At 69.5% G+C, this 14,058-nt stretch carries 12 protein-coding genes; 8 read left to right on the forward strand and 4 right to left on the reverse strand.

The window, feature by feature from the left end; genetic code table 11:
* Nucleotides 1-27 precede the first annotated feature (27 nt).
* A complete protein-coding gene (locus VGJ24_RS06200; RefSeq protein ID WP_331499639.1) occupies nt 28-1,347 on the forward strand; it encodes an AMP-binding protein in 1,320 nt (439 codons plus the stop codon).
* A gap of 127 nt (nt 1,348-1,474) precedes the next feature.
* A complete protein-coding gene (locus tag VGJ24_RS06205) occupies nt 1,475-3,292 on the forward strand; it encodes a long-chain fatty acid--CoA ligase (protein WP_331499640.1) in 1,818 nt (605 codons plus the stop codon).
* A gap of 110 nt (nt 3,293-3,402) precedes the next feature.
* Here VGJ24_RS06205 and VGJ24_RS06210 read toward each other — a convergent pair whose 3' ends face one another.
* The gene (locus VGJ24_RS06210) at nt 3,403-4,323 is read right to left on the reverse strand and encodes a hypothetical protein (RefSeq protein WP_331499641.1); all 921 of its coding nucleotides are present in this window, start codon (nt 4,321-4,323) and stop codon (nt 3,403-3,405) included.
* Nucleotides 4,324-4,572: 249 nt separating this feature from the next.
* Between VGJ24_RS06210 and VGJ24_RS06215 the strand changes: the two genes are divergently transcribed.
* Together VGJ24_RS06215 and VGJ24_RS06220 are read left to right on the forward strand one after the other, a co-directional pair.
* Nucleotides 4,573-6,309 carry an MFS transporter gene (locus VGJ24_RS06215; protein ID WP_331499642.1) on the forward strand — a complete coding sequence of 579 codons (1,737 nt, stop codon included), beginning with the start codon at nt 4,573-4,575 and terminating at the stop codon, nt 6,307-6,309.
* Between the two features lie 153 nt (nt 6,310-6,462).
* Nucleotides 6,463-6,636 (forward strand): hypothetical protein, encoded by a 174-nt coding sequence (locus tag VGJ24_RS06220; RefSeq protein ID WP_331499644.1) that lies wholly within the window; start codon nt 6,463-6,465, stop codon nt 6,634-6,636.
* Nucleotides 6,637-6,656: 20 nt separating this feature from the next.
* On the opposite strand, the gene VGJ24_RS06225 is transcribed toward VGJ24_RS06220, so the two are convergent.
* On the reverse strand, nt 6,657-7,607 hold the full coding sequence (locus tag VGJ24_RS06225) for a S1C family serine protease (protein WP_331499645.1): 951 nt from the start codon (nt 7,605-7,607) through the stop codon (nt 6,657-6,659).
* 85 nt (nt 7,608-7,692) lie between these two features.
* Between VGJ24_RS06225 and hemW the strand changes: the two genes are divergently transcribed.
* From hemW to VGJ24_RS06245, 4 genes are all read left to right on the forward strand, one after another.
* Entirely contained in the window at nt 7,693-8,910 is a 1,218-nt protein-coding gene (gene hemW, locus VGJ24_RS06230) for a radical SAM family heme chaperone HemW (protein ID WP_331499646.1), read from the forward strand.
* A 73-nt stretch (nt 8,911-8,983) separates the two neighbouring features.
* A complete protein-coding gene (locus VGJ24_RS06235) occupies nt 8,984-9,379 on the forward strand; it encodes a DUF2304 domain-containing protein (RefSeq protein WP_331499647.1) in 396 nt (131 codons plus the stop codon).
* Nucleotides 9,376-10,848, forward strand: a complete 1,473-nt coding sequence (locus VGJ24_RS06240; RefSeq protein ID WP_331499648.1) for a DUF2142 domain-containing protein — start codon at nt 9,376-9,378, stop codon at nt 10,846-10,848. Before VGJ24_RS06235 ends, VGJ24_RS06240 begins: the two co-directional genes overlap by 4 nt.
* 27 nt (nt 10,849-10,875) lie before the next feature.
* Nucleotides 10,876-11,685: a glycosyltransferase gene (locus VGJ24_RS06245; protein ID WP_331499649.1), complete on the forward strand. Its 810-nt coding sequence runs from the start codon at nt 10,876-10,878 to the stop codon at nt 11,683-11,685.
* A 12-nt stretch (nt 11,686-11,697) separates the two neighbouring features.
* On the opposite strand, the gene VGJ24_RS06250 is transcribed toward VGJ24_RS06245, so the two are convergent.
* Both VGJ24_RS06250 and VGJ24_RS06255 read right to left on the reverse strand, forming a co-directional pair.
* Nucleotides 11,698-12,465, reverse strand: coding sequence for a class I SAM-dependent methyltransferase (locus VGJ24_RS06250; RefSeq protein WP_331499650.1), 768 nt, complete (start codon nt 12,463-12,465; stop codon nt 11,698-11,700).
* A 54-nt stretch (nt 12,466-12,519) separates the two neighbouring features.
* Nucleotides 12,520-14,007, reverse strand: coding sequence for a hypothetical protein (locus VGJ24_RS06255; RefSeq protein ID WP_331499651.1), 1,488 nt, complete (start codon nt 14,005-14,007; stop codon nt 12,520-12,522).
* Nucleotides 14,008-14,058 lie beyond the last annotated feature (51 nt).

The raw sequence follows: 14,058 nt of genomic DNA on the forward strand, positions 1-14,058 counted from the left end.
GCCAGCGTCGAGTGAGGGAGCGTGCGGGTGACGATCGACCCCGTGGTGATCGACAAGCGCCCACGGTCCCTCCTGCACATGTTCCGCCAGCGGGTCGAGGACACGCCCGACGAGGACGCGTTCTACTACCCGGTCGAGGGTGGTTGGCAGGAGTCGAGCTGGGGGCATACCAACGACCTCGTCGTGGGCCTGGCCGCCGGGCTGCTGGCCCTCGAGGTGGAGCCCCAGGACCGGGTCGCGATCATCGCGTCGACGCGCTACGAGTGGGTGCTCGGGTATCTCGCGATCCTCTGGACGGGTGCGGCGGTCACCGCGGTCGACCCGACGGCCGACGACGACACGATCGCGCAGGTGCTGGCCGACTCGGGCGCGCGCATCGTCCTGGCCGAGGACTACGACCTCGTCCAGACGTTGTGGCGCGTGCGGGCCCGGATCCGCGACGTGACGAAGGTGGTCCAGATCGACGGCGACTTCCCGGACGACCGGGTGATCACGCTCGAGGGGTTGCTCGGCCTGGGGCACGACCACCTCGTCGAGCAGCCTCGGGCGTTGTCGCAGCGGTTGTACGCCGTGCGCCGGCAGGGGCTGGCGGCCCTGCCGTACGCCCGCGACCAGCGCGGCAACCTCCGCGGCGTACGCCTCAGTCATGCGGCGTTGACCTACCAGGCGGCCGCGGTGGCGGCGCTCGGAGAACTGACCCGGGACGATCTGCTGTACGTCGCGCTGCCGCTGTCGACGGCGTACGCCCAGGCGATGCTGGGGATCCAGCTGGCGTGTGGCTTCCCGATCGCGTTGGAGGGGCGGGCCGACAGCGTCGTGACCTCGATCTCCGCGGTGCGTCCGACGTTCGTGGCCGCCACGCCGGCGATGCTCGACCGGGTGCGGACCGCGATCGAGGACGCCCGCCAGCCCAGCCTCTTCCACCGCAGGCGCTGGGTCGAGAAGAAGGTGCGGACCGACGTGGGCGAGACGTTCGGCGACCGGCTCCGGTTCGTCGTGTGCGCGGGCGGGATCGACGCGGACCTGGCCGACTTCTACGAGCTGGCCGGCATCACGGTGCTCGAGGCGTACGGCCGGCCCGAGACCGCTGGCGCGGTGAGCGTGGCCCGGCCGGGGGAAGCGGGCAGCCGGACGGCCGGTCTGCCGCTCGTGGGCACCGAGGTGCGCATCTCCGACGAGGGCGAGATCGAGGTCGCCGGGCCCGGGCTCATGGACGGCTACCACGGCCGCCGCGCCGACACCGAGGCCGTGCTCGACCAGGGCTGGCTACGCACGGGCGACGCCGGCCTGCTCGACGAGGAGGGCCGGCTGCTGGTGTTCGGCCGGCACGTGCCGCCGGAAACGTGAGGGAGGCGTGAGCGGGGACGCCAGTGACCCGGCGGGCTCCGGATCGTTGGCTACCCGTGCGTAACCTCGTCAACTAGATTGACGATCTCGGATCGCCGCGTCCCGTTCCCCGCCCCAGGAGAGACCGTTGCCCGTCAGCATCGACCCCGGATTCGTCGACCACATGGTCGCGAACGCAGCCTTGCAGTTCCTCGACCGCGTTGACCGGAGCCCGCGCAACGAGGCGTTCCGCTACCCGGAGGGGGAGCGGTGGGTCTCGGTGACCTGGGCCGAGGCCGGGGAGCAGGTATCGCGGTTCGCGGCCGGGCTGCTGGCCTTGGGTCTCGAGCCGGAGCAGCGGGTGGGCATCGCGTCCGGCACGCGGTACGAGTGGATCCTGGCCGACCTCGCGGTGATGTGCGCGGCCGGCGCGACCACGACGGTCTACCCGTCCACCAACGGTGAGGACACGGCGTACATCCTCAGCGACTCGGAGTGCCGGATCGTCTTCGCCGAGGACGACGAGCAGATCGCCAAGCTGAAGGACCACAAGGCCGAGCTGCCGCATCTCGCGAAGGTCGTCACCTTCGACGGTGCTACCGATGGTGACTGGGTGATCGGGCTGGAGGACCTCGGCGCTCTGGGCGACACCTACGTGGCCGAGCACGAAGGTGTGGTCCGCGAGACGGCGGACAAGATCCGGCCCGACCAGCTGGCGACGCTGATCTACACGTCGGGCACGACCGGTCGGCCGAAGGGCGTGCGGTTGCAGCACCGCTCGTGGGTCTACGAGGGGTCGGCGATCGCGGCCCAGAACATCCTGGACGAGACGGACCTGGAGTTCCGCTGGCTGCCGATGGCCCACTCGTTCGGCAAGGTGCTGATGTCGACGCAGATGGCGTGCGGGTTCGCCTGCGCGATCGACGGGCGGGTCGACAAGATCGTGGACAACCTGGGCGTGGTGAAGCCGACGTTCATGGGCGCGGCGCCGCGGATCTTCGAGAAGGCGCATGCGCGGATCGTCACCATGCAGGCGGCCGAGGGCGGCGCCAAGGAGGCGATCTTCAAGCAGGCCTTCAAGGTCGGCATCGCCTACGACCGCGCGGTCCGCGAGGGCCGCACCCCCGGGATCCTCCTCAAGGCCCAGCACGGGCTCTTCGACAAGCTGGTCTTCGCCAAGATCCGTGAGCGCTTCGGCGGCCGGGTGCGCTTCTTCATCTCCGGTGCGGCCGCGCTGAACCAGGAGATCGCCGAGTGGTTCCACGCCGCGGGGATCCTGATCCTCGAGGGCTACGGGCTGACCGAGTCCTCGGCCGGGTCGTTCGTGAACCACCCCGACGACTACAAGATGGGCACGGTCGGGCCGGTCTTCCCGGCGTCCGAGGTGAAGCTGGGAGACGGCGACGAGATCCTGATCAAGGGTCCCGGCGTGATGGAGGGGTACCACAACCTGCCCGAGGAGACTGCGAAGTCGCTGGCAGACGACGGCTGGCTGCACACCGGCGACAAGGGCGAACTCGACGCCGACGGCTTCCTGCGGATCACCGGGCGGATCAAGGAGCTGTTCAAGACCTCGGGCGGCAAGTACATCGCCCCACCCGCGATCGAGTCGAAGTTCAAGGCGATCTGCCCCTACGCCAGCCAGTTCGTGGTGTTCGGCAACGAGCGGAACTTCGTCGTCGCCCTGATCACCCTCGACCCGGACGCCCTTGCCGACTGGGCGAAGGAGAACGACGTCTCGGGTGACTACCCATCGATCGTCAGCTCGGACGCCTGCCAGAAGATGGTGCAGGGGTACGTCGAGGAGCTGAACCGCCGGCTGAACCGGTGGGAGAGCATCAAGAAGTGGAAGCTCCTCGACCACGACCTCTCCGTCGAGTCCGGTGAGCTCACGCCGTCCATGAAGGTCAAGCGGAACGTCGTCGAGGAGAACTACGCCGCGGTCATCGACGCCTTCTACTCCTGACTCTGCCTTTTCCGGGTCGTCCGCCTCGGTGGTCCGTCTAGTGCCCACCCAAGCGGACGACTGAAACGCGTCATGGGGTCGTCCGCTCGAGCGGTTGTTCTTCTGGCCTCTCAGGCGGACGACCGGCCGACGCCGACAGCACGGAGGGAAGCAGCCACTCTCTCCGGTACGTCGCGCACCTCGCGGCTCGTGCAACGCAGCACCACGGCGCCAGTGGTCACGAGATCGCGCTCGCGCCGGATGTCGCTCTCCCAATGCCCCACCTCCATGTGGAAGCCTCCGTCCACCTCCAGGATCACGATTGTCCCGTCGGCGAGGTGCCACACGCAGTCGAGGTAGCGGTCACGACCCGAGGCGTCCGCCCGCCGCACCTGGCGGTCCGGCAGTGGGAGTCCCTGGTCACGGCACATGCGGGCCACGCCGAGCTCAGCCAGCGAGTGGGATCCGGCGGCCACGTCCTGAAGGTTCGCCCGGAAGAGCTTGGAGCGGCGCAGCGGATGCAGCCGCCTCATGTCCTCGAGCAGGCGTCCTGGCGTGGTCAGTCGTTGCTGAACCACTGCGGCGAGAAGCCCGAGAGCCGTGTTCGCGCCGGCCGTGTATCCGGCACAGAGCAGCGCGGCCGGCTCGGCGCGCCAGGTCGGAAGTCGGCCGGTCGCGAACAGGCCGATCGGCCTACGTGTCTCCACGAAGCGGACGCCCTCCAACGGTTGCAGGTTGTGCGACTTCGGAAGGAGGACCGTGATCTCGTCTCGGTGCCAGTTGCGCAGACCCCGTCGCTCCAGAGCCGTCAGACCACCGATGGCGCTTCCGCGGCCTGCATGGAGGACACCGGCCCACATCAGCTGCTCACGTGTCAGCGTCCCGGTCGTGGTGCACACGACCACCTCGCTGACCAGTTGCCACTGCTCGGCCGCCACCCGCGAGTCCGTGTAGTGATCGTGGTAGCCGAGCTCGACGAGCTGGCGGCGTGCGATGAGCCCGCACTGGGCCCCGGCAACCTCCCGCCAGGTGGTGGCACGTCGTACGGGCATGACCACCAGCGTGGCGATTCATCGGGTCGGTCGTCGGAGGTCATCCACAACCTCGCGGTCGTCCGCCTCGGTGGTTGTTCTAGTGACCAGCTGGGCGGACGACCCACGAGGGGTCCGCAGTCGTCCGCCTGGATGGCTGTTCTTGTGCCCACTGGGGCGGACGACCCGGATGCTCGTCGGGCCTGGCAGCCGGGCGGGCCGACCCCTACGCTGACGCTGCTCGGGCTCGACGCGACTGGGGAGGGTGCCGTGGGCGAGGCCGTGGGGCTTGCCGAGGGACGATCCGGCGGGGTGGTCCGGTCGTTCTTCCACGAGGCTGGCGCGTCGCTGACGTCGGTCTTCGTCAACCGCAACCTGCGCCGCATGCAGCTGGCCTTCGCCGGCTCGCTGATCGGAAACTGGGCCTACGCCACCGCCGTCTCCGTCTGGGCGTACGGCGTCGGGGGCGCCAAGGCGGTCGGCATCTACATGGCCCTCCGGCTGGCCCTGTTGGCCATCGCGACGCCGTTCGTATCGACCTTCGCCGATCGCTACCCGCGCAAGTGGGTGATGATCTACAGCGACCTCTACTGCGCCGTCCTGATCACCGCGGCGACCGCGTGCCTGTACGCCGGCACCCCCGCCCTCCCGCTCTTCGCGCTGGCCGTGCTGACCCCCTTCGGCAGCTCGTCCTTTCGCGCCGCCCAGGGCGCCATCACTCCGCAGCTCGCCAACACCACCGAGGAGCTGACCGCGTCCAACGGCACCGCCAGCACGCTCGAGAGCCTCGCCATCTTCGTCGGTCCGGCGATCGGTGCCGGCGTGCTCGCGATCGCCGACGTGGAGATCGTGTTCTTGCTGAACGTCGTGTCCTACCTGTGGTCGATACTGATGGTCGCCGGCATCCGGGTCGCTGGCGCCGCAACCACGGACACCGGAGTCAAGCCCGACCTCGAGTCGACCCCCGCGAACACCCCGGTGGTCGACGAGGCGCCGCACAGGGAACGATTCCTCGCCGAGACCTCGGCGGGGTTCCGCACGATCTGGCGCGACAAGGACCTGCTGATCACGGTCACCCAGGGCTCCGCCCAGACCGTGGTCGCAGGCGCCACCGCCGTCTTCCCGCTGGTGATGGCCGTCGAGATCCTGCACACCGGAGCCAAGGGCGTCGGCCTCCTCGACTCCATGTCCGGGCTGGCGGCCATCTTCGGCGGCATCTACGCGATCTCCCGGGCCGCCAAGCACAAGCTCGGCCAGGACCTCTCCGTCGGCGTCATGCTCTGGTCGATCCCACTGATCCTGGTCACGATCTGGCCGTCGCCCGGAGCGGCGTTCGCGGTGATGGCGTTCATCGGTTTCGCCAACCCGCTGGTCGACGTCAACGTGTTCACCGTCATCCAGCGCCTCACGCCTGATGCCGTGCTCGGGCGCGTCTTCGGTGCCTTCGAGACCTGCTTGATCGCGACCATGGCCCTGGGGTCCGCGATCACGCCGGTGATGCTCCACTGGTGGGGACTGCGTACGACGTTGGCGATCCTCGGTCTGGCGATCGGGGCAGTGGCGCTGCTCGGCTTCCCACACCTGCGACGCATGGACCGCCGGCTCGAGGCGCCGGCGGGGCTGCCCCTGCTCCAGGCCATCGCGATGTTCGGCCCGCTGAGCCCGATCACCGTCGACGCGCTGGCGCGCGCCCTGGTCAGGGTCGAGGTACCGGCCGGCGGAGTCGTGGTGCGCGAGGGCGACGAGTCGGACCGGTTCTACGTGATCGAGTCCGGCACCGTCCGGGTGACCGCCACCGACGGGTACCTGCTTCGCGAGGAGGGCCCGGGCGAGTACTTCGGCGAGATCGGTCTGCTCCGCGACGTCCCGCGCACGGCCACCATCACCGCCGCCGACGACGTCGTGCTGCTCGCACTGCCGCGCGAGGAGTTCCTCGAGGCCGTGACCGGCCAGGGCGAGTCGCGACGGCTCGCCGAGGACGTCGTCGTACGCCGCCTCCGCGCGTGAGGCCCCCTGCGTCCTGACCACTGGCGCGCACACGACCAACGCCTCGCTGCAGACCGGGAGTGCTGGTGCCCCGGTCTGTCAGGAGCCTGACAGACCGATGCCGTGAGGCGGCCCATGATGGGGTCACACGCAGCCGAGGGAGAGGTAAGACCGATGAGCGAGGACCCGAACGAGACCATCCTGAACGACGAGACGGACCCCACCGACGTCGAGGGCCAGTACCTGCCGCTGGACGACGAGGGCAACATCGACTTCAGCCCCCAGCGCGAGTCCGGCGACGACGTCGAGGGCCACGTGCTGGACCTCGACATCGAGCGAAAGCGCTGAGACCGCGCAGGGCCCACCTATCAGTCGACGAGCTCGACCGGCTCGGCGACGACGTCCACCAGGGCGCCGTTGCGGAGCACGGTGATCTCGACCCGGCTGCCGATCGCGTCGCCGAGGAGCAGGCTCTGCAGCGAGCCGGCGTCGTCGAGAGTGCGGCCATCGACCGCCAGCACCATGTCGCCGCGCCGCAGGCCGCTGCCTGCCGCGGGGCTGCCCTCGACGACCTCGACGACCTGGAGCACCGAGCGGCGACCCGTACGGTCGACCCACGCCGGCGTCAGGCTCGCGGGCGCGGTGACCAGCCCCAGGTAGGCGCGACGTACCCGGCCGTCGTGCAGCAGTGAGTAGATGATCCGGTTGGTCGTGCCGTTCATGGGGACGGCAAGACCGAGACCGATGCCGGCCACCGCGGTGTTGATCCCCACCACACGGCCGGTCGCGTCGGCGAGCGCCCCGCCCGAGTTGCCCGGGTTGAGGGAGGCGTCGGTCTGGATGACGTCCTCGATGAGTCGGGCGGCCGTGCGGCCGCGGGCCGGCATGCTGCGGCCCAGCGCGCTGATCACACCCGCGGTCACGCTGCCCGCCAGCCCCAGCGGGTTGCCGACAGCGACCACGAGCTGGCCGACGCGCAGCCCGTCGGCGTCGCCGAACTCGGGCGGATCGGGCACGGCCCGATCGGCACGGAGCACCGCGAGGTCCGACAGCGGGTCACGGCCCACCACCTCGACGAGTGCCGAGGTGCCGTCGGCGAACGACGCCTCGCCCGCCGTGGCGTCGCCCACGACGTGTGCGTTGGTGACCAGGTGCCCCTCCGCGGTCAGCACCACGGCGGAACCGGCCGACTCACCGCGCCCGCTCCGGATGTGCAGGGCGGCGACCCGCGGGGTCAGCCGTTCGGCCACACCGACCACGGCCGCCGAGTAGGCATCGAGGGGCCGCTGGTCGGCAGCCTCGTCCCGGTCGTCCCTCATGTCGCATCCAACGACGGTACGGCGGTCCGCGTTTCCGCGTTCGCCGACAGCGGAACGGTCATCGCCCCTCTGGTTGGATGAAGGGGTGCCGTCATCGCTTCCCCCGGGCGACCCGGCCCCGGCCGACGGGTCGCTGCCCGAGAGCGCTCTGGCCGAGCTCGGCACCGGACCGTTCGGGATCTACGTGCACGTGCCGTTCTGCACGGTGCGGTGCGGGTACTGCGACTTCAACACCTACACGGCGGCCGAGCTGGGGGACCAGCCCGGCGCCTCGCGCGCGACGTACGCCGAGGCCGCGATCGCGGAGATCAGGCTGGCGCGGGCGGTGCTCGGCGACCGCGACCTGCCCGTCGACACCGTCTTCTTCGGGGGAGGTACGCCGACCCTGCTGGGCGCGGCCGACCTCGCCACGGTGCTCGCGGCGGTGGCGGCCGAGTTCGGTCTCTCGCCCGACGTCGAGGTCACCACCGAGGCGAACCCGGACAGTGTGGCGGCGTGGGATCTCGAGGCCCTGCGCGAGGCGGGCTTCAACCGAATGAGCTTCGGGATGCAGTCGGCCGTCGACCACGTGCTCAACACCCTCGACCGCACCCACGACCCGCTGCGGGTCCCGGCTGTCGTCGAGTGGTCACGCAGCGCCGGCTTCGACGAGGTGAGCCTGGACCTCATCTACGGGACCCCCGGGGAGTCGCTGTCGGACTGGGCAACCTCGCTCGAGGTGGCCCTCGGCTGCCACCCGGACCACCTCTCGGCGTACTCCCTCATCATCGAGCCCGGCACCGCCCTGGCCCGCCGGGTCTCCCGCGGAGAGCTGGCAGCGCCGGACGACGACGACCTCGCGGACAAGTACCTGCTCGCCGACCACCGCCTGTCCGAGGCCGGACTGGAGTGGTACGAGGTGTCGAACTGGTCGCGCGACCGGGCGACCCGGTGCCGGCACAACGAGCTGTACTGGACCGGCGGGCACTGGTGGGGGATCGGGCCGGGGGCGCACAGCCACGTCGGCGGCGTCCGCTGGTGGAACGTCAAGCACCCCGCGGCGTACGCCGGACGGCTCGCGGAGGCGACCAGTCCGGCCGCTGCCCGGGAGACCCTCGACGCCGAGACCCGACGGGTGGAGCGGGTGCTGCTCGAGATCCGCCTACGCGACGGGCTGCCGGTCCTCGCCCTGGACGCGCACGGGCGCGCCGCCGTCGCCGACCTGATGGCCCGCGACCTGGTCGAGCTCGCCGCTGAGCGGCTGGTCCTCACCCGGCAGGGCCGGCTCCTCGCCGACGCGGTCGTGCGCGACCTCCTGCCCTGAGATTTTACGTTCCGCCACGCTCGCACCCGTCACGCCTTAGCCTGGACCGGACCCCTTCTCGAGGCCCACGACCATGACCCAGCCCTTGATCAAGATCCTGCTCCTGGCCGCCCTTGCCGTGGTCGGGTACTACGCCGTGCGCGGCAGTCGCCGTGCCGTGCACCGAGTCGTCTGGCGGGGCTTCGTCGTCATCGCGCTGTTGGCCGCCGTGGTCAGCGTCGGCTTTCCCAACGCCCTGACCTGGGCGGCGAACCAGGTCGGGGTCGGCCGAGGCGCCGACCTGCTGCTCTACGTCCTCACCGTCGCTTTCATGCTCATGTCTGTGGTGCTGTTCCGACGGCTGGCCGAGCTGGAGCGCAAGTACGTCACGCTGGCCCGGACCCTGGCGATCCGAGAGGCACGGGCGGCTGAACACGACGGCCATGTCACGGCGGAGATCTCAAGGACACAGCCGGAGAGCTTCTCGTGAGCGTCGCGGTGCGGCGCGGCGTCATTGCGCTCCTCGCCGTGCTCATCGCGGAAGCGGCCTGGATCATCGCTGTCCCGCCGTTCCGGGGCAGCGATGAGGTCGACCACGTCTATCGGGCAGCGGGTGTCGCACGCGGACAGCTCCATCTGTCTCAGGGTGCCCCTCACGGACGCGGCCTGCTGGTGTGGGTGCCGACGGACATCGTCACCGCGGCGCAGAAGCAGTGCACTGCCCTCTCCTATGTCGGCCACGACAACTGCCACGCGGTCGAGACGTCGGGCGACCGGTCGCTGGTGGCCACGGCGGCTGGGGGCTACGACCCGTTCTTCTATCTGGTCGTGGGCACGCTGGCCAAGCCGTTCCACGGGGCCGCCGCAGACTATGCGATGCGTGTTGCCACTGCCCTGATCTGCGCGGTACTTCTCGCGATCGGCGTGGGGACCATGACCTTCGCCGGGATCGGGCGCTGGACGAGCCTGGGCGTGCTGGCCGCGCTGACCCCGGAGGTGCTGTTCAGCGGGACGATCCCCTCATCGAACGGCGTCGAGATGGCGATCGCCTTCATCGTCTGGGCAGCTCTCCTGGCAGCGGTCAGGACGGACGACGATCCGAGGACCCAACGGTTCCTGCTCGTGGTGGCAGGGGTCGCGGTGTTCCCCCTGACGTTCATGCGCCTGCTGGGCCCGATGTGGGTGGTGCTGATCGTGGCCGCGGTGGTCGCCACGATCGGCTCTCGGCACGCTTGGACGATCGTGCGGAGTCACAGACGTGTGGTCGCGACATTCGTCATCACGACGGTGGTCGGTGTCTGCTGGTGGGCAACGTGGCAGGTGATCGCCAGCCACGCGTCGGGTGTCCAACCTGATCCGGACACGAAGAAGTGGATCCTTGCCTTCAACCTGCCTGCCTACACCATGCAGATGGTCGGTGCGTTCCCGTTCCGGGACGAGCCGGCCCCGCTGGGGGTCTACCCCTTGGCGTTCTGCGTGATCGGCCTCCTTGTGGTCGGTGCCTGGCGAAGAGGGGCGACCGCCCGGGTCCGCCGGGCCGTCTTCTGGATCGCGGTCGCGTCGCTCCTCGTGCCGGTGGTGCTCTCGTTGGTGTTCATGCCGAGCGCGGGAGCCATCTGGCAGGGCCGGTACGAAATCCCGTTCGTCATCGGGTTCCTGCCCCTGTGCGGACTCATCCTGGATGACGCCGCCTTCGCGCCGGCCGAGACGCCACGACTGATCGGGTTGTCCGCCGTCTTCTTGGCTGCCGTCCACGTGGCCTGCGTGTACCACGTCGAGCGGCTCGAGCTGACGCGTCCCGAGTCCTACACCGACCCCGCGTGGTGGCACCCCCCTGGGGTGCTGCTCGGTGCGCTGATGCTCCTGGCTTGTACGGTGGCCTGGCCGCTCTTGCGTCATCGCCCTTCCTCTCGGACTGATGAACGCGTGGCCGTGGATACCCCCGTCAAGGCCGTTTAGATGCCAGCGAACGTTCAAATTGACACGGTGACCGCCGTCTATCATGCAGTAGATCCTCCGCATCTTGACCAGGCATTGCGGTCGTTGGCCGACCAGACGCTGAGGCCGACCAGGTGCATCGTGGTGGCTGACGGACCGTTGACAAAGGATCTGGAGGCCGTCATCTTGCGCTTCACCAGAATCCTGCCGCTGCACGTGGTGCGGTTGCCGGGACATTCTGGTTCAGGTCCGGCCAAGCAGGCGGGACTCGAAGCGAGCGATGCGCCGTACGTCGCGATAGCCGACGCCGATGACATCTCGATCCCTGTTCGTCTGGAGTACCAAGCGCGCTTGATGCAAGAGTCGAACGCTGACCTGCTGGGCGCCGCGATGGAGGAATTTGACGCAGAGTCTGGCGAAGTCCTGGGCATCCGTACCTTCCCCACCTCGCACGAAGAGGTCGCAGCCCTGATGCAGAAGGTCAACCCGATCAATCATCCAACGGTGTGCGTACGTCGGGAAACGGCTCTGCATGCCGGTGGGTACCTCGACCTTCCCTATCTCGAGGACTACGACCTTTGCGCTCGGATGTTGGCTAGGGGAGCGACCGCTGCCAACCATCCTCAGCCACTTGTTCGCTTTCGTGGTGGCGCTGCCAGCCTCGCGCGCCGCCGGGCAAAGGGGGTCGCCGCCAGTGAGTGGCGACTCCAGCAGAACCTTGTCTGCTATGGGCTCATCACATGGCCGCGCGCGGTATGGAACATGGTTGTCAGAACAGGATTCCGGTGTCTTCCGGGTTGGTTGATGCGACGGATGTACCAGCGGATCTTCCTCTCCGTCGCACCGTCGACCCACTGATGCGAACCTCCGCTAGTGCGATGAGTCGGACACGCTGCGTGGCTTGATTGCGATGACCAGGAGCGACTTGGAGATTGCCCAAAGTGCGGGCCAGCGCCGTAGCACAGCCATACCCAAGCGGTAGTGAGGTCCGCCCATCCGAACCGCATCGGGGTCACCGGGAAGCACGAAGCGCCAATCCAGGCCGACACGACTGAGCTCGCGACCCAAGGACCACGACGTCGGGGCGTACGACGCGTCGGTGTAGTCGGTGCCTCGGCGGGTGACACGTAGGTAGCGATTCGCGAGGGGCAACGGCAACCAGGCAAGGCAGGGCAGACGATAGTGCGCCTCGACCGGCCACAGCCGGTTGGGCGTCAACAGGTAGAGCACGCCACCCGGCCTCAACGCGGCAGTGATTCGCTGAAGCCCGAGTGCGTGGTCCGGCAAGTGTTCATACACGTTGTCGAGCACCACGAGGTCGAAGGCATCGACGTCGGTCACGTCCTCGACCCCACCCCGTCGGAAGCTGAGGTTCGCGCGCAGGTGAGTCGTCTGCGCGGTCTCTACGAGCCGGGACGTGGGTTCGATACCTTGCACCGAGCGAAACGTCGTAGCCAGTTCGGCCGCCGTGTCGCCGTACCCGGATCCGAGGTCGAGGACGTCGAGGCTTTCCGGGAGGGCGGATAGCCACGGACGAGTCGTGGTCACGATCTGCCTCGCCAAGGCCTTCGCCAGCTGGAACCTCGCGGGACCGTCCATATCCGTGAAGTCGTGGTACGCCGGGCGATCAGCAGACACGCCTGCATCCTCACCCGTCGCGGTGACGAACGGTGAGCGACCCGCCGCACTCGCTCAGCTCTCCGACGACCAGCCCGGTGGCGCCTGGAGCTCGGCCACGCCCGTCGAGCTGTGCAGCACCGTCCAGTGCTCCTGGCGCAGCGCGTAGGCCAGGGCGCTGGTCGGTCGGAGGACCGCGATGGTGCAACCCGTACGGCGAAGCTCGGTGTCCCACCCGGACGCGACCTCGAGGATGTCGGTGTTGCGCTGGAGCTCGGCGACCGTGAACGTGTCGCCGTACCCGTGCGTGAGCAGGTCGAGCTGCGGGTAGCGCCACATCAGGTACCCGCCGTAGTCCCACGAGTCCACCACCTTCGTACCGGCCGGCAGCGAGGACAGGGCGGGGTCGACCCACGCCGGCTGTGACGGCGGCCCGTCGGCGGTGCGAGGTACGACGACGGCCAGGGCAGCGAGCGCGACGACACCGGCCCCGACGACGAGGAGGTACTCGGGGCGCCGCGGAGCGGCGGGCCGGACACGTCCGGCGTGAACCTGGACCGCGATCAACGGGACCAGGATCACCCCGGCCACCGGGACGGTCCGCCAGGACCAGACGGCACACGCCGCGGCGGTCAGGAGGAGCGCGAGCTCGAGGTAGCTGCGGTTGCCGCGGCGGACCATCAGGGTGACGCTCGCGGCGAGCAGCAGAGCGAGGACGACGCACGCAGGGTTGGTGAAGTCGGGGGAGCCCCACTCCGAGAAGTACTGGGCACGTGAGCCGACGCCCGCGACCGCGCCGTACAGTCCTGGGCCGACCGGTGTCACGGCCGCGGCGACCGCCGAGAGCACGGGGACCAGCGCCGCCTTGCGGAGCGCCGGCGCGGGAAGAGCGCGATCCAGGCTGAGCCCTACGACCGCGACGACGCCGATCACGATCCCGATCGGCCACATCCCGTGCACCATGGCCCACAGCCACGTGGTCGGCACCAGCCACCACCGGATGCGTCTGTCGTCGCGGGTGCGCAGCCAGGCCGCTGTGGTGACCGCGATCAGCAGGAAGCTGAGCACCTGCGGGCGCATCGACAGGTTGACCGACGCCACGAACAACGCGGCAGCCGCGAGCCCCGCCGCCGCGAGGGGGCCGGCCCACCGGCGGGCCAGCAGATAGAGCGTGGCGAGCAGCCCCACCAGGATCAAGCCGAGGAGCCACGCGACACCGGCCAGGCCGAACCACGCGTCGGTCTTGGCCATCACGATCTCGGGCAGCCATTGGGTGGGTAGCCACGATGCGGTGGCGAAGCTGCTCACCGAGCCCGGGTGCCGCAGTGACCACCCGTCCAGGAACTCGTGACCGAAGCGAAGATGGAAGTAGGTGTCGGTATTGCTCACCGGCGCCGCGGCAATGCGGACCACGACCAGCAACAAGGCGACGTACACGCCGCCGCCGGTGAGCTCCCGCCAGAGAGGGAAGCGCCCGGGTCGGTCGTCGCCGGACCGGTCAAGCCGGACGCCCCGGTCGGCGACGTCGCCGGGCTTGGTGGGCCCGTCCCGCACCACGCTCATCGACGACGTCCTTCGGGCAGGGGCAGTGACGGGTCCACGGTAAAGGGGTGC

The organism is Nocardioides sp., assembly GCF_036493135.1.
Taxonomy (GTDB): Bacteria; Actinomycetota; Actinomycetes; order Propionibacteriales; family Nocardioidaceae; genus Nocardioides.